The following is a 19340-nucleotide window of genomic DNA, read 5'->3' as shown; positions in this document are numbered from 1 at the left end:
CAGCGCCACGGGCAGTCACCACGAGGGCACGGAAGTCGGTTCGCCACCTCAGCACCTGTCCGGGGCAGCGTCAAGATGGAGGTTGCCTTATGAGCACCGCTCATCGCATGTGCCGCGAAATGCCGGCCACGCGCTCCATCACCACCATCAGCACGATGGTCGCGGCGATCAGCACACCCGACACCGCCGCGGCGCGCACATCCAGGCTCGATTCGATGATGTGCCACATGCGGATCGGCAGCACCTCGCTGCGGGCGTCCGACAGGAAGAGCGACACGGCCACGTTGTCGAAGGAATACATGAAGCCGATGAAGGCGCCCGCCGCCACGCCGGGTGCGATCAGCGGCAGCGTCACGGTGCGGAAGGCGAACACGCCCGAGGCGCCGAGCGAATGCGCGCTCTCCAGCAGCGCGCCGTCCAGTTGTGCCAGGCTGGCTGTGGTGGTGCGCAGGATGTAGGGCGCTGTGATGGCCACATGGCCCAGCACCAGCGTCGTGAACGACAGCCCCGTGCCGGCGAGGTTGAACAGCATCAACAGCGACAGGCCGATGGCCAGTGCCGGCAGCATGAGCGGCGACAGGAATAGCGCCTCGGCCGCGCGTGCCCAGGCCTCGCGTCGGCGGGCGAGCGCCAGCGCCGCCGCCACCGCCAGCACGATGGAGATGGCCGTCGCCGTGGCCGCCAGCTCCAGCGACAGCACGAAGGCCTCGATCAGCTCGGGCGACTGGTCCCACAGCGCCTCGTACCAGCGCGTGGAATACCCGGGCGGCGGGAACTTGAGCGAATAGCCGCTGGTGAAGGAGGTGATGACCACGATCACCGTGGGCGCCAGCAGCAGCACCGCCGCCATCAGGCCCAGCAGGCCGAACACCAGCTTGAAGGACAGGCGCTCGGCGCGACCGCGCGGGTCGGCCTTGGCCGTGGGCGCCGTCGGGGTGACAGGCACCGGCGTGCCGGAAACGAAAGCCTCAGCCATGGACGAACCCCTTGCTGCGCCGGCCCAGCGCGTTGATGGCGGCCACCACCCCCAGCACGCACACCAGCAGCAGCATGGCGACGGCGGCGGCGAAGGGATAGTTGTTGGCCTGGATGGCCTGCTGGTACATGTAGAAGGGCATGAACATCTGCTGCCCACCGCCCACCAGCGTCTGCGTGACGAAGGCGCTCACGCTGCTGGCAAAGACCAGCAGGCTGCCCGCCAGCAGGCCCGGCATGGCCAGCGGCAGCGTCACCTGCCAGAAGGTTCGCCAGTGGCCCGCGCCCAGCGCCAGCGAGGCCTGGCGCAGGTTGCCGTCGATGTTGGCCAGCGCGGTGATCAGCGGCAGCACCATCAGCGGCAGCTCGATCTGCGTCAGCGCCACGGTCACCGCCCCGGGCGTGTAGAGCAGCTTGAGCGGATCGGCGATCAGCCCGAGGTCCAGCAGCACCGTGTTGACGATGCCCTGGCGCCCCAGGATCACCACCCAGGCGAAGGTGCGGACGACCGAGCTGGTGAGCAGCGGCAGCAGCACCAGCAGCAGGAGCACGCCCTGCCAGCGCGGCGGCGCCTGGGTGTAGAGGTAGGCGAGCGGAAAGCCCACCACCGCCGCCAGCAGCGTGACCTTGAGGCCCAGCCAAAGCGTGCTGCCCAGGATGCCCAGGTTGAAGCCGTCGCCGAGGAACTTGGCGTACTGGCCGACGCCGAACTGCGTCATGGCCGTGTCGTTGTGCAGGCTCACCCAGGCCAGCAGCAGCATGGGCGCCAGCACGAAGACGGCGAAGAACAGGCCCAGCGGCAGGCCCAGGGCCAGCGGCGGCGTGAGGCGGGGATTGGCAGCGGCAGCCATGGCGATCACCCCGCGAAGACGCTGGCGGGCGAGCCCTGGCGCAGCCGCAGGCCCACGGCCTGGCCGGCCTCGAAGCGTGGCTGTTCGGCCGTGCGCGGCTGCGTCACCTTGGCGGTGGTGCCGCCGGGCAGGCGCAGCTCGTAGACCAGCGAGGGCCCGAGCGGCAGCACCATCTCGACCGTGGCGGGCAGGGCGTCGGCGGCCGGTGCACCCAGGGCCAGGTGTTCGGGCCGGGCGGCCAGCACCACGGCGCCCACGCGCGAGCAGGGCTGGGCCTCGGTCAGCGGCAGGCGGCCACCGCCTTCGCAGTCGACCGCGAAGCCGGCCTCGCCCTCGCGCGCCAGCCGCCCGGTCAGCAGGTTGGCCGTGCCGATGAAGGTGGCGACGAAGAGCGAGGCGGGCCGGTCGTAGATGGCCTCGGGCGTGTCGAACTGCTCGACACGGCCGGCATGCATGACGGCGATGCGGTCGGCCATGGACATGGCTTCTTCCTGGTCGTGGGTGACGAGGATGGTGGTGATGCCCAGCTCGCGCTGGATGCGGCGGATCTCGATCTGCATGTCCAGCCGCAGGTTCTTGTCCAGGGCGGCGAAGGGTTCGTCCAGCAGCAGCACGCGCGGCTGCACGGCCAGGGTGCGGGCCAGGGCCACGCGCTGCTGCTGGCCACCCGAGAGCTCGCGCGGATGGCGCTGGGCGAAGCGCGACATCTGCACCATCTCCAGCATGCGCTCGGCCGTGGCGCGGGCCTCGGCCGACGACACGCCGCGGGCCCGAAGGCCGTAGGCCACGTTGGCCAGCACCGTCATGTGGGGGAAGAGGGCGTAGTTCTGGAACACGATGCCCGCGCCGCGTTCGTTGGTCGGCAGCGCGTCGACCACCTCGCCGCCGATGCGCACCTGACCGCCGCTCTGGCGCATCAGGCCGGCCACGATGCGCAGCAGCGTGGTCTTGCCGCAGCCGCTGGGGCCCAGCAGCGCCACCAGTTCGCCGGGTCGGATCTGCAGCGAGACCGATTCGACCGCCACCGACCCCGCATAGGTGTGATGGATCTGGTCCAGCTCGACGGCGGTGGCTGCGGTGGCGGGAGAAGAAGGCATGCGCAAGGGTCCTTGTTGGGCTGCGATGGGTCGCGCCTGTCTTGTTCAAGATCCATGCCAATGGTTGAAGCACAAAGTGCCGGTAAATTGGATACAAAAGCCAGTCTGACTGTGCACGAAATGGTGCGCGCATGACCAAGTTGGCGCAGGCCACCACCCGAAATGGGGAGGCGGACATTGGATACGGCGGACTTGCAGGGGCGAACCGCCGTGGCACGGAGCTTGCGCTGGCCAGCCGTATCCGGCCGAGGTGGCCGGCTCCGTCTGAAAGGAATAGATCCATGAGGCTGCTTCTGTCCCGCCGCCGTCTTCTGCAGGGTGCCGCCGGCGCCGGTGCCGTCCAACTCGCCGGCCATGCCGGCCTGGCCCTGGCGCAGGGCAAGTCGATCTCGGCCACCACCTATCCGGGTGCCTGGGAATCGGCGCACCGCAGCATCCTGCTGCCGGCTTTCACCAAGGCCACGGGCGCCTCGGTCAGCCTGGTGCCCTCGCTGGCGGTGGACACGGTGTCGAAGGTCGCCGCCTCCAAGGCCAATCCGCCCTACGACGTCATCATCCTGGACGAAGGGCCCTACCTCGCCGCGCTGTCGCAGGACATCTTCGAGAAGATCCCTGCCGACAAGATGCCCTACCTGAAGGACGTGCCGGCCAAGCTGGTCGATCCGCGCGGCCTGGGCGTGTTCGTGTCGGGCCAGATCATCGGCATCGCCTACAACACCGAGAAGATCAAGACGCCGCCCAAGTCCTGGAACGACCTGCTCAAGCCCGAGTTCAAGGGGCGCGTCGGCTTGGCCGGCATGGGCTCCACGCTGATGTCGGCCTGGATGGTCGAGATGGCGCGCCTGAACGGTGGCAGCGAGGAGAACATGGAGCCCGCCTTCCAGTTCGTGAAGAAGCTGCTGCCCAACGTGAGCGCCGTGGCCAGCAACCCGGGCTCGCTGGCCACGCTGTTCCAGCAGGGCCAGATCGACATCTCGGTGCACTACAACAACAACGTGGGCGACCTGCAGGCCAAGGGCGTGCCGGTGGCGCTGGCGAAGCCGGACACGGGCTGGATCCACATCAAGAGCGTGATGCACATCGTCAAGAACACCAAGAACCCCGACCTGGCCGCCGCGTACATCAATGCCGCGCTCAGCCCCGAGGTGCAGACCAAGATGGCGGCTGAGCCCTACTTCGTGGCGCCGGTGAGTACCAAGGCCCAGTTCAGCCCCGGCCTGCAGGCCTACGCCAAGAACATGGCCGAGATCGAGCAGATGAACGGCGTCGACTGGGCCAAGCTCAACCCGCGCCGCGGCGAGTACATCGACCGCTTCAACCGCGAGATCAAGGTCTGAGCACGGTGAGCGACATCGCTTCGTTCACACCGCCCGCGGCGCCCGGGGCCGCGCCCCGGCGTGTGCTGTTGGGCATGCTCACGCCCTCGTCCAATACCGCGCTGGAGCCCATCACCTCGGCCATGGTGGCCGGCCTGCCCGAGGTGTCGGCGCATTTCGCGCGCTTCCGCGTCACCGAGATCTCGCTCTCCGACCAGGCCCTGGGCCAGTTCGACGAGGCGCCGATCCTGGAGGCCGCGCGCCTGCTGGCCGATGCGCGGGTGGACGTGATCGCCTGGAACGGTACGTCGTCGGGCTGGCTGGGCTTCGAGCGGGACGAGGCGCTGTGCGCGCGCATCACGGCCGAGACGGGCATTCCCGCCTGCACCTCGGTGCTGGCGCTGAACGAGGCCATGCGCCTGGCCGGACGCAAGCGCTTCGGCCTGCTCTCGCCCTACCTGGCCGAGGTGCAGCACCGCATCGTGGCCAACTACGGTGCGAGCGGCTTCGAGTGCGTGGCCGAGCAGCACCTGGGGCTCTCGGTCAACTTTGCCTTTTCCGAAGTCGCGCCGGACCAGATCGAGGCCATGGCCCGCGCCGCCCTCGCCAGCGGCGACGTGCAATGCCTGACGACCTTCTGCACCAACCTCCGCGCCGCGCACCTGGTGCCGCAGCTGGAGGCGGCGCTGGGCGTGCCGGTCTACGACACCGTGGCCACGGCCGTGTGGAAGTCGCTGCGCATCGCGGGTGTGGACACGCGCCGCCTGACAGGCTGGGGCAGCCTGTTCGCGTTGTGAAGTGCGCCTGTAACGGTGTGCGCCTTGGTGCGCGCCCTTGCCTACACTCGCCGAACGCCCGAACCGACGCCATGCCCATCCCCACGCCCCGCCAGGTCCTGAAGGCCACCGGCAAGTCGGCCTCCAAGGCCGACATCTACCAGCGCATCTACGACGCCATCGTGGAGCACCGCCTCATGCCGGGCACCAAGCTGTCGGAGGAGCGTGTGGCCGAGCTGTTCTCGGTCAGCCGCACGCAGGTGCGTGGCGTGTTGCAGCGTCTGGCGGTGGAGCAGCTGGTGACGCTGATCCCCAACCGCGGCGCCTTCGTCACCACGCCCAGCGTGGACGAGGCGCACGACGTGCTGGAGGTGCGCCGAACGCTGGAGCCGGCCATCGTGCGCCGGGTGATGGACCGGATCGTTGCCGGCAAGGCGCCGCAGGCCATTAAGCAACTGCGGGCGCTGGTCAAGCGCGAGCAGCAGGCCCATGACAACGGCGACCGGCGATCGGCGGTGCGGCTGTCGGGCGAGTTCCACGTGCTGCTGGCCGAGCTGTCGGGCAGCAGCCTGCTGACGCGGATGATGCGCGAGCTGACGCCGCTCACCTGCCTGGCCATCCTGACCTTCGAGGCGCCCACGGGCGCGGCCTGTCCCAACGACGAGCACACGCTGCTGATCGACGCCATCGAGGCGGGCCGCAGCGACGAGGCCCTGGCGCTGATGGCCGAGCACCTGCACCACATCGAGAAGTCGCTCAACCTCCATCAGGAGGAGGAGCCGGAGATCGACCTGGCGGAGGCGCTGCTGGGTTGAGCTCGTCGGGCAGGCGCTACATTGACCCTTCTCGACGCGGGCGCGTGCGGCGCGCATGTTCTGGCCGGCACGAGTGGTCCGGCCGCTGACCCGGCAGAGGACGCCGGCATGCGCGCTCCCGGTGCACGCTCGCGCTGACCGACTTGTTGCACAAGACGGGGTGCTCGCCTTCAACCGATGTGCCTGGGGCACTGCACGGCGCCGCGAATGGCACCTCCGCACGCATACCGGCATCCTCTGCCTTGACGTTGCGCCCGAGCGCTCCGCCCTTGCCCTGGTGGGTGTGCGGCGGGCAGCGCTCCTATTTCATAACTCGTAGAAGCGCTTGATCTCGGTCCACGCGTCTTCCGGCGTGTCGACATACCGGAACAGGTCGATGTCTTCCGGCGAGATCACGCCTTCGTCCACCAGGAACTCGAAGTCGATCAGCCGCCGCCAGTATTCCGATCCGAACAGCACGATGGGCACCGGCTTGGCCTTGCGGGTCTGCACCAGCGTGACCACTTCGAACAGCTCGTCCAGCGTGCCGAAGCCGCCGGGAAAGGCCACCAGCGCCTTCGCCCGCATCATGAAGTGCATCTTGCGGATGGCGAAGTAGTGGAACTTGAAGCTCAGCGCGGGCGTGACGTAGACGTTCGCCGCTTCTTCCATCGGCAGGGCGATGGCCAGCCCGACCGACAGGCCGCCGCCCTCGTAGGCGCCGCGGTTGGCCGCCTGCATGATGCCAGGGCCGCCGCCGGTGCAGACGAAGAGCTTGTCCTCGGGTTCCTTGTCGTTGCTGTAGTGCGCGACCAGCTTGCCGAAGGCGCGGGCCTGCTCGTAATAGTGGCTGCCGCGGGCCAGGCGCTTCCAGCGCGCGGCGGCCTTCTCGTCGCCGGCGGCCTCGGCCTGGGCGATGAGGGCCGTCATCTCCTCCTCGCTGCGGAAGCGCGCGCTGCCGAAGACGACCACCGTGTTCTCGATGCCGTGGGCACGCATCTCGATGTCGGGCTTCATCAGCTCGAGCTGCATGCGCAGGCCGCGGGTTTCGCGGCGCAGCAGGAATTCGGGGTCGGCGAAGGCGAGGCGGGAGGGGTCCGGGTCCAGCGGCAGGCCGCGGTCGGAATGGGCCTGGAGCGTGGCCCAGGCGTCGGCCAGGCGCTTGTTGTGAAGGTCGTGCGTGCTGTCTTTGGGGCTCATTCGGCGCTGTGGAAAGTGGCCAGGGGATTCTGCTCGCTGCAATCCCCGGGCCAGCGGCCAAAGAAAAAGGCCCCGGTGGGGCCTCGTGCTGCAGGAGCGATGCGGGAGTCTGCCGCCGGCAGGCTCAGACGCGCTTGCGGTATTCGCCCGTGCGGGTGTCGATTTCGATCTTGTCGCCCTGGTTCACGAACAGGGGCACGGCCACTTCGAAGCCGGTCGACAGCTTGGCGGGCTTGAGCACCTTGCCGGAGGTGTCGCCCTTGACGGCGGGCTCGGTCCAGGTGATTTCACGCTCGACGCTGGTGGGCAGTTCGACCGAGATGGCCTTGCCTTCGTAGAACACCACTTCGACCGGCATGCCGTCTTCGAGGTAGTTGAGGGCATCGCCCATGTTCTCGGCTTCGACTTCGTACTGGTTGTATTCGCTGTCCATGCAGACGTACATGGGGTCGGCGAAGTAGGAGTACGTGCACTCCTTCTTGTCCAGGACGATCTGGTCGATCTTGTCGTCGGCCTTGAAGACCACTTCGGTGTTGAAGTTGGCGATCAGGCTCTTCATCTTCATGCGCACGGTGGCGCTGTTGCGGCCGCCGCGGCTGTATTCGGTCTTGAGGACGACCATCGGGTCCTTGCCGTGCATGATGACGTTGCCGGCGCGGATTTCTTGAGCGATTTTCATAGGTGCTGGAGTTGAGGCCGCTCGGCGTGCCCCGGACCGTCACTCCCGCCCGGAAGGACGTGCGTGGCGGCGGCAAAAGCAGGTTCCCGCGGCGGGTTGGCGGCTCCGTGGGGGCGCACCGGCTGGTGCACGCGCCGCGGCGGAGATTTCCGCAAAGCCCGCGATTTTAGCTTTTTTGGGCAATGAAACGGACGAGCCGGGTCAGCAAATCGTCCTGGGCGAGCAGCCGCGCGCGCGCCGCCTGCATCATGCGGGTCGCGTCGCCCAGCAGCGCGTCGTCCAGGGCCGGCAATGCCGGCGCGCCCGGCCGGTCGTTCCATGCGGCGTGGAAGGCACGGACCGAGGCGGGTGCGTCCAGCGCATCGAGCCAGGCGCCCAGCTTGTCGTGGTGCACGCCATCGTCCTGCGGGTAGATGTGCCAGACCATCGGCTTGCCGGCCCACAGGGCGCGCACCAGCGAATCCTCGCCGCGCACGGCGTTGAAGTCGGCGGCCCACAGCAGGTGGTCGAAGTCGGGCTGGGGCAGGTGCGGCAGCCAGTCGATGTGCAGGGCGCCCCGGTAGGCGGGTAACTGCGGCAGCACTGCGCGGACGGCCTCGGCCGTTCGGCCGGCGGCCACCAGCACCCGCATCGGCCGTGCGCCCTGGCACAGGCCCGCCAGCCAGTCGGCCAGCGCTGGCGGCTCATAGCAGAACAGGCTGGCGATGCGCTCGCCCTGCCAGCCGACGCCTTGCGCCGCCAGCCAGGCGCCGCGGTCGAAGGCGGCCTGGCGCTGCGCCAGATCGGCTTCGCGCAGCAGCCCGCCCGTGCGATCCGTGAAGCCGGGATAGAAGAAATGCTTGGTGCAGCCGCGGCCCGGGCCGCTCATCACCGGTGAGGGCAGACCGTGCAGGCCTTCGACGAAGTCCTCGGCCGACAGGTATTCGAGGTTGAGCCAGATGCCGCCGGGCCGCGCGGCGAAGCGGGCGACGAGTTCGGGCGCGGGATCGCAGCCGAAGGCCTCGATCAGCACATGCGGATCCGGGCCGGTGGCCGCAGCGTCGCGTACGGCGGCGGGGTCGGACCAGTCGATCACCTGCACGCCCGGCTGGCCCTGCGGCGCCATCCAGGCGAGCGCGTTGGCGTCGTCCACCCACAGGCGCACCGGCTCGTCGCGCTCGACGGCGATCTGCCGGGCGAGCCGCCAGGTCACGCCCAGGTCGCCGTGGTTGTCGATCACGCGGCAGAAGATGTCCCAGTTCATGCCTGTGCCTCCGCGCGCAGGTGGTCGACCAGCAGTTGCGCCACGCTGGACAGGCCTTCGTCCGCCCGCACGCACAGCGCCAGCCGGCGTCGTGCCCAGGGTGCGGTGAGGCCCACGATGCGCAGCGGCAACGCGCCGCGGAAGAGGGCGGCACTGCCGCGCGGCAGCACGCCCACGCCCAGCCCGGCAGCCACCATCTGGCACAGCGCGTCGTAGCTGCTGACCTGCATGCGCAGCCGCAGCGCCCGTCCGCGCTCGGCGGCGGCCCGGGTGAGCTGCTGGTTGATCGCGCTGCCTGGATGCATGCCGACGACGTCGTGGTCCAGCAGGGCACCGATGTCCACCTGGCGGCGCCGCGCCAGCGCATGGCCCTGCGGCACGACCAGCACGAGTTCATCCTCGCGGTAGGGCAGCAGGCGCACGGCATCGCCGTAGTCGCCGTCGTTCAGGATACCCAGGTCGGCCGCGTTCTCGGCCACGCTGCGCGCGACGGCACTGCTGATCTGCTCCTGCAGCCGCACGTCCACCTGCGGATGCCGAGCCAGGAAGGTCTGCAGCTCGCGCGGCAGAAACTGGGTGATGGCCGAGATGTTGGCCACCACCCGCACCTGGCCGCGCGTGCCGCGGCCGTAGTCGCGCATCTGCTGGGCGATGCCTTCCATCTCGTTGATCAGCCCGCGCGCCAGGTCGCGCAGCGCGAAGGCCGCCGGCGTGGGCGCCATGCCCTTGTTGCTGCGGGCGAACAGGGGCACGCGCAGCACGTCTTCCAGCTCGGCCAGGCGGCGGCTCACGGCCGAAGGCGCAATGTGGTGCTGCGCGCCGGCGGCGGCGATGGTGCCGTGCTCCATCACGGCCACGAACACGCGCAGGGAGACGGGGTCGAGGTTCATGGGAGGGGCGATGCTACCTGCCATGCCGGATTGCGATGGTGGCCTCGCGCACCGGCGCTTTGCGGGCGGATGTCCAGCCGCCATGATCCGCACCCGATCGGCCCGCCGGGCCTTGCCAGGAGACATCACGTGGACAGCGGCCCTCCATCCCTCTCCCTCATCGGCGGCGACGCGCTGCAGGGCGTCCGCATCGTCGAGATGGGCCAGCTCATCGCCGGGCCCTTCTGCGGCAAGACGTTGGGCGAATTCGGCGCAGAGGTCATCAAGATCGAACCGCCGGTCACCGGTGACCCGCTGCGCAACTGGCGGCTGCTGCAGAAGGGCACCTCGGTGTGGTGGCAGGTGCAGTCGCGCAACAAGCGTTCGGTGGCGCTCGACCTGCGCGCGCCCGAGGGCCAGGAGGTGGCGCGGCGCCTGATTGCCGAGGCCGACGTGCTGATCGAGAACTTCCGCCCCGGCATGCTGGAGGAATGGGGCCTCGACCCCGAGTCGCTGCAGGCCGCGAACCCGGGACTGATCGTGCTGCGCATCTCCGGCTTCGGGCAGACCGGGCCTTACCGCGACCAGCCGGGCTTCGGCGTGATCGGCGAGGCCATGGGCGGCCTGCGCCACCTGACGGGCGAGCCGGGCCGGGTGCCCGTGCGAGTTGGCGTCTCGCTGGGCGACACCCTGGCGGCGCTGCATGGCGCCATCGGCGTGCTGGCGGCGCTCTATCACCGGCAGGCCCATGGCGGACGCGGGCAGGTGATCGACGTCGCGCTGCACGAGGCGGTCTACAACGTGATGGAAAGCCTGATCCCCGAATACAGCGCCTTCGGCGTGGTGCGCGAGGCCGCCGGCAGCGCACTGCCGGGCATCGCGCCCAGCAATGCCTATCCGTGCACCGACGGCTGGGTGCTGGTGGCCGGCAATGGCGACAGCATCTTCAAGCGGCTGATGCAGGCCATCGGCCGCCCGGACTTGGCCGCCGCGCCCGACCTCGCCAACAACGCCGGCCGCGTGGCCCGCGTGCAGGAGATCGACGCGGCCATCGCGCACTGGACCACGGGCCGCACGGTGCGCGAGGTGCAGCAAAGCCTGGCCGCCGCCCGCGTGCCGGCCGGCAAGGTCTACACCGCCCGCGACATTGCCGAAGATCCGCACTACCGCGCCCGCGACATGCTGCTGACCCAGCAGACGCGCGATGGCGACACGCTCACGGTGCCGGGCATCGTGCCCAAGCTTTCGGCCACGCCGGGCCGCGTGCGCAGCAGCGCGCCGCGCCTGGGCGATGACACCGACGCCGTGCTGGCCGAGGTGGGCCTGAGCGCCAGCCAGATCGCACAACTGCGCGAGAAGGGAATCATCCAATGACGGCCGTGCGCAGTGCCTGGCAGGGCGCCGGCCGCCGCATCCACATGCAGGAAGTCGGCCCCCGCGACGGCCTGCAGATGGAAGCCGCTTTCGTGCCCACCGCGGACAAGGTCGCGCTGGTGAACCAGCTGTCGGCCGCGGGGCTGGACAAGATCGAGGTCAGCGCCTTCGTCTCGCCCGCGGCGGTGCCGGCGTTGCGCGACGCCGAGGTGGTGCTGCGCGAGATCGAGCGCCACCCCGGCGTCGTCTATGCCGCGCTGGTGCCCAATGTGCGCGGCGCCGAGCGCGCCATCGAGTCGAAAGTGGACGAACTCAACCTGGTGATGTCCGCCAGCGAAACCCACAACCTGGCCAACCTGCGCATGACGCGGGCGCAGTCCTTCCGCGCGCTGGCCGAGGTGGTGGCGCTGGGCCATTCGGCGCGGGTGGCGGCGAACGTGTCGCTGTCCTGCGTGTTCGGCTGCCCCATGGAGGGCGAGGTGGCGGTCGACGAGGTGTTCGACCTCATCGAGCGTTTCGACCAGTTGGGCGTGCACGGCCTCACGCTGTGCGACACCACGGGGATGGCCCATCCGGCGCAGGTGGTGCGCGTGGTGGCGATGGCGCGGCTCCGCTGGCCCCGCCAGACCTTCACGCTGCACTTCCACAACACACGCGGCATGGGCCTGGCCAATGTGCTGGCCGCCATCGACGCCGGCGCAGACCGCTTCGATGCCTCCATCGGCGGTCTCGGCGGTTGCCCCTATGCGCCGGGTGCCACCGGCAATGTCTGCACCGAGGAGATCGTGCACGCGCTGCAGTGCATGGACTTCCATGTGCCCGTGGATCTTGCGATGGTGATGCACGCTGCAGCCCGCCTGCCCGCCCTGGTCGGCCACGAGGTGCCCAGCCAGCTGCTCAAGGCCGGCCCCCGGCTGCAGTTGCATCCGTCGCCGGCCGATTTCGCGGCCGTGCGCGAGCGCGCCCTGGCCCGCACCTGACGACCTGCCCGACCCTGACGACAACGGAGACAAGACCATGACGACGACCACCTTCCCTGCCATCGCCCGCCGCCGCATCGCGGTCGGAATCGGCGCCGCGCTGCTCTGCGGCGCTGCCGTCCCGGCCGCCTGGGCCGAGGACGCCTACCCCAGCAAGCCCATCACGGTGGTCGTGCCCCAGGCCGCGGGTGGCGCCAACGACGTCATTGCCCGGGTGGTGGCGCAGCGCCTGTCCCAGCAGCTGGGCCAGACTGTGCTGGTGGACAACAAGCCCGGCGCAGGTGGCACCGTGGCCACGGCAGCGACGGCCCGTGCCAAGCGCGACGGCTACACGCTGCTGCTCACGGCCGACAGCGCGCAGGTGACGAGCCCGGCGCTCTACCGCAACCCAGGTTTCGATCCGGTCAAGGACTTCGAGCCCATCGCGCCCATTGCCACCGCCGGCTATGTGCTGGTGGCCAACCCATCCTTTCCGGGCCAGAACATGGCCGACCTGATCCGGCTGGCCAAGGCGCAGCCGGGCGCGTATTCGTACGCGTCGGCCGGCAACGGCACGCTCAACCACCTGATCGGCGAGATGGTGCAGAAGGCCGCAGGCATCAAGCTGCAGCATGTGCCCTACAAGGGCTCGGCGGCGGCCGCGACCGACGTGGTCGGCGGGCAGGTTCCGCTGTCGGTGCAGAGCCTGCCCTCGGTCATCGCCTTCATCAAGTCGGGCAAGCTCAAGGTGCTGGGCGTGGTCAACCCGCAGCGCATCAAGGCGCTGCCCGATTCGCCCACCATCGGCGAGACGCTGCCGGGCTTCGGCCAGGCACCGTGGTACGCGCTTTTCGCGCCGGCCGGCACGCCCGTGCCCATCGTCACCCGGCTGCAGGCCGAGGTGAACAAGGCACTGGAAAGCCCGGACGTGCTGGAGAAACTGGCCAGCGTGGGCTGCGAGCCCTTCAAGGGCAGCTCGGCCCAACTGGCCGCGCTGGTGCAGTCGGACCTGCGCAAGTGGGCGCAGATCGTGAAGGACACGGGCGCGACGGTGGATTGATGCCGCGGCCGGGCGTTCCGGCCGCCCAGTAGCCAATCAAGAACATGGAGACACGCATGCACCTTACCCGCCAACGCTTCCTGGCTGCCGCTGCAGCCGCCTGCCTGCTGCCCTTGCCGCTCGCCAGTCTGGCGCAGGGCGCCTATCCGTCGCGGCCGATCTCGCTCGTGGTGCCCACCGCCACTGGTGGCACCACCGACCTGTCGGCACGCATGCTGGCGCAGCCGCTGGGCGTGGCGCTGGGCCAGTCGCTGGTGGTGGAGAACAAGGGCGGCGGCAACGGCGCCATTGCCGCCGCCTTCGTCAAGCGTGCGGAGCCGGACGGCTACACGCTGCTGATGCAGTACTCCGGCTACCACGTCATCACGCCGGTGGTGAGCAAGACGCCGCTGCCCTGGGCGCAGAAGGACCTGCGGCCGGTCGCCAACGTGCTGTCCGCGCCGCAGATCATCGTGGTGCGGGCCGACCTGCCCGTGAAGACGCTGGCCGATCTGGGGGCCTACGCCAAGGCTCATCCGGGCAAGCTGAACTACGCCTCGTCGGGCAACGGCTCGCTGCAGCACGTGACCGGCGCCATGCTGGAGCAGCAGGCCGGCGTGCAGATGGTGCACGTGCCCTATAAGGGCACCGGCCCGGCCCTGCAGGACCTGCTGGGCGGGCAGGTGGACCTGACCTTCGGCACCGCGCCCCCCTTCATGCCGCACATCCAGGCCGGCAAGCTGCGTGTGCTCGCCGTGACCGGCGCCAGCCGCCTGCCCAGCCTGCCGGACGTGCCCAGCACCGCGGAAGCGGGCTTTCCGAAGCTGGATGCCAGCTCATGGTTTGCGGTCTTCGCACCCGCGGCCACGCCGGATGCGGTGGTGCAGAAGCTCGCGGGCGAGATCGGGCGGGTGGTGAACACGCCCGCCTTCAGAAAGCTGGCGCAGGACCAGGGCGCGACGGCGGACTTCCAGGATCCGGCGCAACTGGCCGCGCGGGTGACGGCCGACCTCGCGCGCTGGTCGCAACTGGTGAAGACGGCGCGTATCGAGGTGGACTGAAGCCGAGGGAAGCGCGCAATCGCCGCTGAAGGAAAAAAGGGCGGTGCCATCGGCACCGCCCTTTGTTCTGGGGAGAGGCCCGGCTAGCGCCGGCGCCTCGTGCGCATCCCGCGCATCATGGCGTGAAGGTGTCGCCGAGCACGATGCCTTCGCGGCGGGGGTCTGCGCCGCCGCTGAGCACCGTCTTGCCGTTCACCTGCGTGCGGACCACCGTGCTGATGCCGCTGGACTGGGCGCTGACCGAGACCGTGTGACCCAGGGTGCGCAGGCCGGTCACCAGCGGATCGTTGGCACCGTTGCTGGTGGCGTCGATGTTGGGATGCTCGCCGCCCACGTTGGTGGTGGCGGAATTGGATGCGCCGAAGTCCACCATCGACGTGGCCTGCTGCGCGTCCAGCTTCCAGTCCAGGGCGCCGACCAGCGTCTTGACCACGTACTGGATGATCGTGCCGCCGCCGGGCGAGCCGGTGGCCATCACGAAGTCGCCGGGCGCACTGCCGTTGAACACCATGGTCGGGGCCATCGTGCTGCGCGGGCGCTTGCCCGGTGCGACGCGGTTGGCCACGGGCAGGCCGTTGCTGTCGGTGGGCGAGGCCGAGAAGTCGGTCAACTGGTTGTTCAGCAGGATGCCGCGCGCCATGTGGTACGAGCCCATGGACGACTCCACCGTGGTCGTCATCGTGACCACGTTGCCTTCCTTGTCGACGATGGTCAGGTGCGTGGTGCCGTTCTCGGGCGTCTTGTCGATACCCAGTGGCACGGGGCCCAGGTCGCCGGCCTGCGCCGTGCCCATGCTCTTGGTGAAGTCGATCAGGTTGGCGCGGGTGCGCATGTAGGTCTTGTTGAGCAGCGTGTCCGGGCTGTTGCCGGGCAGGGGCACGAAGTCGGTGTCGGCCACGTACTTGTCGCGGTCGGCATAGGCCAGGCGTTCGGCTTCGGAGACCAGGTGCACGCCCATCACGGTCGGCTTGCCGCCTTCAATGTCGACGGCGGTGGGCGCATGCAGCGCCATGTTGAAGTTCTCGAGGATGCCCAGCGTGGACAGCACGCCGATGCCACCGGAGGAGGGCGGCGACATGCTGCAGATGTAGTAGATGCGGTAGGTCACGCACACCGGGTCGCGGCGCTTGGGGCGGTAGTTCTTCAGGTCGTCCAGCGTGGTCAGACCCGGGGTGATCACGGAGCCATCGATGCCGGCGGTGATGCCGATCTTGGCGACGATGTCCTGGGCGATCGGGCCGGTGTACATGGCATCGGCACCCTGCGAGGCCATGGCCTTGAGCACGCCGGCATAGGCCGGATTGGTCAGCGTGGCGCCCAGGGGCTTCGGATTGCCGGAGGCGTCGAGAAAGTAGGCGGCTGCCTCGTCGTCGCGCTTGAGGTTGGAGGCCGAACCCGCGATGGCTGCGGCCATGCGTCCACCGATCTTGAAGCCGTTGGTGGCGAGGTTGGTGCCTTCGCCGAACAGGTCCTTCCACGCGAGCTTGCCGTGGTCGCCATGCGCGAGTTCGAGCATCCGCATCACGCCGGGGGTGCCGATGGAACGGCCGCTGGCGCGGGCACTGGGCTTGGGCGTGGTCTTGTCGGCGTCGCTGATGTAGCGCAGGTAGTCGGCCGTGGCTGCGGCCGGGGCCGTCTCGCGGCCGTCATAGGCTTCGACCTTCTTGGTCTTGGCGTCGAAGTGCAGCAGGAAGGCCCCGCCGGCGAGGCTGCTCGACTGCGGCTCCACCAGGCCGAGCACGGCCTGCACGGCCACGGCCGCGTCGACCGCGCTGCCGCCTGCCTTGAGGATGTCGCAGCCGGCCTTGGTGGCCAGCGGGTGGTTGGCGACCACCATGTAGGTCTTGGCATAGATGACCTTCTTGCCCGGCACATAGCCGGACGCCGGCTCCGGCGCGGCCGGGTCGCCCTGCAGGCCCGAGCCCACCACCACCGGCGATCCGGTGCTGGTGGTCTGGCAGCTGTAGTCGGGCGCGGCGGGAGCCGGCGCGGGCGCAGGTGCTGGGGTGTTGAGGTTGGCGGCGATCAGGGCCGCCGCCACGGCCTGCTGGTTGTTGTTGTCCGAGCCGCCGCCGCAAGCGGCGACCGAAACGGCCATGGCAAGGGGAGCGAGGACCCACAGGCCTCGCTTGTCTTCAGAAGTTCTCACGGGGATTCCGACTCTTGTAGTTGAACGGGAACGCAAATCATCCTTGATATTGCAAGTTTGTGTAGCAGGATTCGTTCCGGGGTCGCGGGCCACAATGGTGCCCATGTCCGAGGTGCATTCCGAACAACTATTGGCCGAGGTGGCCGCGCTTCCTTCACTGCCGGGGGTCTATCGCTACTTCGACGCCGCCGGCGCCGTCCTGTACGTGGGCAAGGCGCGCAACCTCAAGCGCCGCGTCTCCAGCTACTTCCAGAAGAACCATGGTGGCACGCGCATCGGCCACATGGTCGGAAAGATCTCTCGCATGGAGACCACGGTGGTGCGCTCCGAGGCCGAGGCGCTGCTGCTCGAGAACAACCTGATCAAGACGCTCAAGCCGCGCTACAACATCCTGTTCCGCGACGACAAGAGCTACCCCTACCTCAAGATCACCGGCGTGCGCGATCGCGATGGCAGCGACGGGCTGACACCGGCCAGCATCCCGCGCCTGGCCTATTACCGTGGCGCGACCGACCGGCGACACCGCTACTACGGCCCGTACCCCAGCGCCTGGGCGGTGAAGGAGTCGATCCAGCTGCTGCAGAAGGTGTTCAAGCTGCGCACCTGCGAGGACACGGTCTACGGCAACCGTACCCGGCCCTGTCTGCTCTATCAGATCAAGCGCTGCAGCGGTCCGTGCGTTGGGCATGTGGCGCCGGCCGACTACGCGCATGACGTGGCCAACGCTGAAGCCTTCCTGCGCGGCGAGACGCAGCAGGTGCTGGCTGAACTGGAGGGCCGCATGATGCAGCACGCCGAGCGGCTGGAGTTCGAACAGGCAGCGGAGCTTCGCAACCGCATGTCGGCCCTGTCGCGCGTGCTGCACCAGCAGTCGGTGGAGATCGTGGACGACAAGGACGTCGACATCCTGGCCGTGAAGGTGCAGGGCGGCAAGGCTTGCGTCAACCTGGCCATGGTGCGCGGCGGCCGGCATCTGGGCGACCGGGCCTATTTCCCCGCGCATGTGGAAGATGCCTCGCTGCTGCAACAGGACGTCGCCGCCGACGACGACGGCGGACCGGCCGAAGGCGTGGACGAAGATGCGCAGGTGCCTTCGGTCGAGCGTCAGGTGCTCGAAGCCTTCATCGCCCAGCACTACATCGAGGCGCCGGCGCCCGCCACGCTGGTGCTGGGCGAGGTGGTCGGGCGCGAGCTGATCGAGGCCATCGCGCAGCAGTCCAGTCAGCGTGTCACGGCCGTCTTCCAGCCCCGGTCGCAGCGGCGCCTGTGGCTGGAGATGGCGCAGAAGAATGCCGACATCCAGCTCGCCCGCCTGCTCGCCGAAGAGGGCTCGCAGCAGGCCCGCACGCGCGCATTGGTCGATGCGCTGGAGCTGGCGCCGGACGACCTGACCCAGTTCCGCATCGAGTGCTTCGACATCTCGCACACGGCGGGCGAGGCGACGCAGGCCTCGTGTGTGGTCTTCGAAGCCCATGCGATGCAGAACCGCGAGTACCGCCGCTACAACATCGAGGGCATCACCCCCGGCGACGACTACGCCGCCATGCGCCAGGTGCTGATGCGGCGCTACGGCAAGATCGCCGAGGCCATGGCTGCCGAGGCCCAGGCGCCTGCGCCGGGCGATGGCGGCGGCGCGGATGCACCGCCCGGCACGGCGGGTGCGCGCATGCCCGACCTGGTCCTGGTCGATGGCGGCAAGGGCCAGGTGTCGATGGCCCGCGAGGTCTTCGTCGAACTGGGCCTGCCGCTGTCTCTGATCGTCGGCGTGGAGAAGGGCGAAGGCCGCAAGGTGGGCCTCGAGGAACTGGTCTTTGCCGATGGGCGCGAGAAGGTGTACCTGGGACGGGATTCGGCGGCCCTGATGCTCATCGCCCAGATCCGCGACGAGGCGCACCGCTTCGCCATCACCGGCATGCGCGCCAAGCGCGCCAAGGTGCGTGTGGGTGGCAGCCAGTTGGAGGACATCCCGGGCGTGGGCCCGAAGCGGCGGGCCCGGTTGCTGCAGCGCTTCGGCGGCATCCGCGGCGTGGCGGCGGCCAGCGTGGAGGACCTTGCCTCCGTCGACGGCATTGCGCGTGACCTGGCTGAGGAGATATATCGCGCGCTTCACTGATCCCCGCGCGCACGCGGCCTTATGACTGCATCTGCAGCGTCAAGCGGGTGGTGACCTCATGCCACAATCTCCCGATGTTCTGGACCCTGCCCACCATCATGACCTGGACGCGCATCGTCGCGATTCCCCTGATCGTGGGCGTCTTCTACCTGCCGTTGCCCGAGGGCATGCGCAACCTCATCGCCACGGTGATGTTCATCGTCTTCGCAGCCACCGACTGGCTCGACGGCTTCCTCGCACGGCGCCTCAACCAGACCTCGGCCTTCGGCGCCTTTCTCGATCCGGTCGCCGACAAGTTCCTGGTGTGCGCTTCGCTGCTGGTGCTGGTGCACCTCAACCGGGCCGATGTGTTCGTGGCCCTGATCATCATCGGGCGCGAGATCGCCATCTCTGCATTGCGTGAATGGATGGCCCAACTGGGCGCTGGCAAGAGCGTGGCCGTGCACATGATCGGCAAGGTCAAGACCACCGTGCAGATGGTCGCCATTCCCTTCCTGCTCTACCAGGGCATGCTGTTCGGAACCATCGACACGGGCCTGTGGGGACGTTGGCTGATCTGGGCCGCCGCGGTGCTCACCGTGTGGTCGATGGTGTACTACCTGCGCAAGGCGATCCCCGAGATCCGCGCGCGCACCGAGGCCCGTGGCTGAACTACTTTGTGAAGTTGTTGTGCAATCTGTTTGCAGATGATGGCAGCGCGGCCACGGCTTATTGACACTCCTTGACCGCATGGTTGTAATCGGCCGCTCGGCCGCCAGGGCCGATGTCCTCGGAACCGCCTCCCTCCCTGTTTGACGACCACGGCGCATGCCCCCGGAGGGCCTGCTCGCGCTTCCGATTGCTGA

17 protein-coding genes are annotated in these 19340 nt (G+C 69.0%); 9 read left to right on the top strand and 8 right to left on the bottom strand.

Features of this window, described 5'->3' with window-relative positions:
- Positions 1–100: 100 nt before the first annotated feature.
- Genes ABIC63_RS28170 through ABIC63_RS28160 form a run of 3 tightly spaced genes read right to left on the bottom strand, consistent with a single transcriptional unit; the run spans position 101 to position 2923 of the window.
- Positions 101–976 (bottom strand): ABC transporter permease, encoded by an 876-nt coding sequence (locus ABIC63_RS28170; RefSeq protein ID WP_294369127.1) that lies wholly within the window; start codon positions 974–976, stop codon positions 101–103.
- On the bottom strand, positions 969–1826 hold the full coding sequence (locus ABIC63_RS28165) for an ABC transporter permease (RefSeq protein WP_354322197.1): 858 nt from the start codon (positions 1824–1826) through the stop codon (positions 969–971). Before ABIC63_RS28165 ends, ABIC63_RS28170 begins: the two co-directional genes overlap by 8 nt.
- Positions 1827–1831: 5 nt before the next feature.
- On the bottom strand, positions 1832–2923 hold the full coding sequence (locus ABIC63_RS28160) for an ABC transporter ATP-binding protein (protein WP_354322196.1): 1092 nt from the start codon (positions 2921–2923) through the stop codon (positions 1832–1834).
- Between the two features lie 281 nt (positions 2924–3204).
- Between ABIC63_RS28160 and ABIC63_RS28155 the strand changes: the two genes are divergently transcribed.
- From ABIC63_RS28155 to ABIC63_RS28145, 3 genes are all read left to right on the top strand, one after another.
- Positions 3205–4260 (top strand): ABC transporter substrate-binding protein, encoded by a 1056-nt coding sequence (locus tag ABIC63_RS28155; RefSeq protein WP_354322195.1) that lies wholly within the window; start codon positions 3205–3207, stop codon positions 4258–4260.
- Positions 4261–4334: 74 nt separating this feature from the next.
- Positions 4335–5036, top strand: a complete 702-nt coding sequence (locus ABIC63_RS28150; RefSeq protein ID WP_354322198.1) for a maleate cis-trans isomerase family protein — start codon at positions 4335–4337, stop codon at positions 5034–5036.
- A gap of 71 nt (positions 5037–5107) precedes the next feature.
- A complete protein-coding gene (locus ABIC63_RS28145) occupies positions 5108–5830 on the top strand; it encodes a GntR family transcriptional regulator (RefSeq protein ID WP_114803412.1) in 723 nt (240 codons plus the stop codon).
- Positions 5831–6136: 306 nt separating this feature from the next.
- Here the strand turns inward: ABIC63_RS28145 and ABIC63_RS28140 are convergent, their stop codons facing one another.
- The 4 genes from ABIC63_RS28140 to ABIC63_RS28125 form a co-directional block, all read right to left on the bottom strand.
- Complete coding sequence (locus ABIC63_RS28140) at positions 6137–7009, bottom strand: LOG family protein (protein WP_114803413.1); 873 nt, start codon at positions 7007–7009, stop codon at positions 6137–6139.
- A 124-nt stretch (positions 7010–7133) separates the two neighbouring features.
- Complete coding sequence (efp, locus tag ABIC63_RS28135; protein ID WP_043117915.1) at positions 7134–7688, bottom strand: elongation factor P; 555 nt, start codon at positions 7686–7688, stop codon at positions 7134–7136.
- 166 nt (positions 7689–7854) lie between these two features.
- Complete coding sequence (earP, locus tag ABIC63_RS28130) at positions 7855–8931, bottom strand: elongation factor P maturation arginine rhamnosyltransferase EarP (protein WP_354322194.1); 1077 nt, start codon at positions 8929–8931, stop codon at positions 7855–7857.
- On the bottom strand, positions 8928–9821 hold the full coding sequence (locus ABIC63_RS28125; protein ID WP_354322193.1) for a LysR family transcriptional regulator: 894 nt from the start codon (positions 9819–9821) through the stop codon (positions 8928–8930). Before ABIC63_RS28125 ends, earP begins: the two co-directional genes overlap by 4 nt.
- A 129-nt stretch (positions 9822–9950) precedes the next feature.
- Here ABIC63_RS28125 and ABIC63_RS28120 point away from each other — a divergent pair, with 129 nt between their 5' ends.
- The 4 genes from ABIC63_RS28120 to ABIC63_RS28105 are packed head-to-tail and all read left to right on the top strand — an operon-like array spanning position 9951 to position 14233.
- On the top strand, positions 9951–11174 hold the full coding sequence (locus ABIC63_RS28120; RefSeq protein WP_354322192.1) for a CaiB/BaiF CoA transferase family protein: 1224 nt from the start codon (positions 9951–9953) through the stop codon (positions 11172–11174).
- Positions 11171–12154 carry a hydroxymethylglutaryl-CoA lyase gene (locus tag ABIC63_RS28115; protein WP_354322191.1) on the top strand — a complete coding sequence of 328 codons (984 nt, stop codon included), beginning with the start codon at positions 11171–11173 and terminating at the stop codon, positions 12152–12154. The genes ABIC63_RS28120 and ABIC63_RS28115 overlap by 4 nt, the downstream gene beginning before the upstream one ends.
- A 37-nt stretch (positions 12155–12191) precedes the next feature.
- Positions 12192–13193, top strand: a complete 1002-nt coding sequence (locus tag ABIC63_RS28110; protein ID WP_354322190.1) for a Bug family tripartite tricarboxylate transporter substrate binding protein — start codon at positions 12192–12194, stop codon at positions 13191–13193.
- Positions 13194–13249: 56 nt separating this feature from the next.
- Positions 13250–14233, top strand: a complete 984-nt coding sequence (locus tag ABIC63_RS28105) for a Bug family tripartite tricarboxylate transporter substrate binding protein (protein WP_354322189.1) — start codon at positions 13250–13252, stop codon at positions 14231–14233.
- Positions 14234–14348: 115 nt separating this feature from the next.
- Here ABIC63_RS28105 and ABIC63_RS28100 read toward each other — a convergent pair whose 3' ends face one another.
- Positions 14349–16331, bottom strand: coding sequence for a gamma-glutamyltransferase family protein (locus tag ABIC63_RS28100; protein WP_354322188.1), 1983 nt, complete (start codon positions 16329–16331; stop codon positions 14349–14351).
- Between the two features lie 154 nt (positions 16332–16485).
- On the opposite strand from ABIC63_RS28100, the gene uvrC reads away from it, so the two are divergent.
- Together uvrC and pgsA are read left to right on the top strand one after the other, a co-directional pair.
- The gene (gene uvrC, locus ABIC63_RS28095; protein WP_294369084.1) at positions 16486–18495 is read left to right on the top strand and encodes an excinuclease ABC subunit UvrC; all 2010 of its coding nucleotides are present in this window, start codon (positions 16486–16488) and stop codon (positions 18493–18495) included.
- Between the two features lie 74 nt (positions 18496–18569).
- A complete protein-coding gene (pgsA, locus tag ABIC63_RS28090) occupies positions 18570–19145 on the top strand; it encodes a CDP-diacylglycerol--glycerol-3-phosphate 3-phosphatidyltransferase (RefSeq protein ID WP_017757575.1) in 576 nt (191 codons plus the stop codon).
- Positions 19146–19340 lie beyond the last annotated feature (195 nt).

Origin of the sequence: Pseudacidovorax sp. 1753, assembly GCF_040544975.1 — a bacterium.
Taxonomy (GTDB): domain Bacteria; phylum Pseudomonadota; class Gammaproteobacteria; order Burkholderiales; family Burkholderiaceae_C; genus Xenophilus.
The sequence above is the reverse complement of the archived record's forward strand: the minus strand, read 5'-3'. Positions and strand labels throughout refer to the sequence as shown.

What these genes read in the sequence shown, in the direction of transcription:
- ABIC63_RS28170 (WP_294369127.1), bottom strand. Translation starts at nt 976, where the DNA reads ATGGCTGAGGCTTTCGTTTCCGGCACGCCGGTGCCTGTCACCCCGACG.
- ABIC63_RS28165 (WP_354322197.1), bottom strand. Translation starts at nt 1,826, where the DNA reads ATGGCTGCCGCTGCCAATCCCCGCCTCACGCCGCCGCTGGCCCTGGGC.
- ABIC63_RS28160 (WP_354322196.1), bottom strand. Translation starts at nt 2,923, where the DNA reads ATGCCTTCTTCTCCCGCCACCGCAGCCACCGCCGTCGAGCTGGACCAG.
- ABIC63_RS28155 (WP_354322195.1), top strand. Translation starts at nt 3,205, where the DNA reads ATGAGGCTGCTTCTGTCCCGCCGCCGTCTTCTGCAGGGTGCCGCCGGC.
- ABIC63_RS28150 (WP_354322198.1), top strand. Translation starts at nt 4,335, where the DNA reads ATGCTCACGCCCTCGTCCAATACCGCGCTGGAGCCCATCACCTCGGCC.
- ABIC63_RS28145 (WP_114803412.1), top strand. Translation starts at nt 5,108, where the DNA reads ATGCCCATCCCCACGCCCCGCCAGGTCCTGAAGGCCACCGGCAAGTCG.
- ABIC63_RS28140 (WP_114803413.1), bottom strand. Translation starts at nt 7,009, where the DNA reads ATGAGCCCCAAAGACAGCACGCACGACCTTCACAACAAGCGCCTGGCC.
- efp (WP_043117915.1), bottom strand. Translation starts at nt 7,688, where the DNA reads ATGAAAATCGCTCAAGAAATCCGCGCCGGCAACGTCATCATGCACGGC.
- earP (WP_354322194.1), bottom strand. Translation starts at nt 8,931, where the DNA reads ATGAACTGGGACATCTTCTGCCGCGTGATCGACAACCACGGCGACCTG.
- ABIC63_RS28125 (WP_354322193.1), bottom strand. Translation starts at nt 9,821, where the DNA reads ATGAACCTCGACCCCGTCTCCCTGCGCGTGTTCGTGGCCGTGATGGAG.
- ABIC63_RS28115 (WP_354322191.1), top strand. Translation starts at nt 11,171, where the DNA reads ATGACGGCCGTGCGCAGTGCCTGGCAGGGCGCCGGCCGCCGCATCCAC.
- ABIC63_RS28110 (WP_354322190.1), top strand. Translation starts at nt 12,192, where the DNA reads ATGACGACGACCACCTTCCCTGCCATCGCCCGCCGCCGCATCGCGGTC.
- ABIC63_RS28105 (WP_354322189.1), top strand. Translation starts at nt 13,250, where the DNA reads ATGCACCTTACCCGCCAACGCTTCCTGGCTGCCGCTGCAGCCGCCTGC.
- ABIC63_RS28100 (WP_354322188.1), bottom strand. Translation starts at nt 16,331, where the DNA reads ATGGCCGTTTCGGTCGCCGCTTGCGGCGGCGGCTCGGACAACAACAAC.
- uvrC (WP_294369084.1), top strand. Translation starts at nt 16,486, where the DNA reads ATGTCCGAGGTGCATTCCGAACAACTATTGGCCGAGGTGGCCGCGCTT.
- pgsA (WP_017757575.1), top strand. Translation starts at nt 18,570, where the DNA reads ATGTTCTGGACCCTGCCCACCATCATGACCTGGACGCGCATCGTCGCG.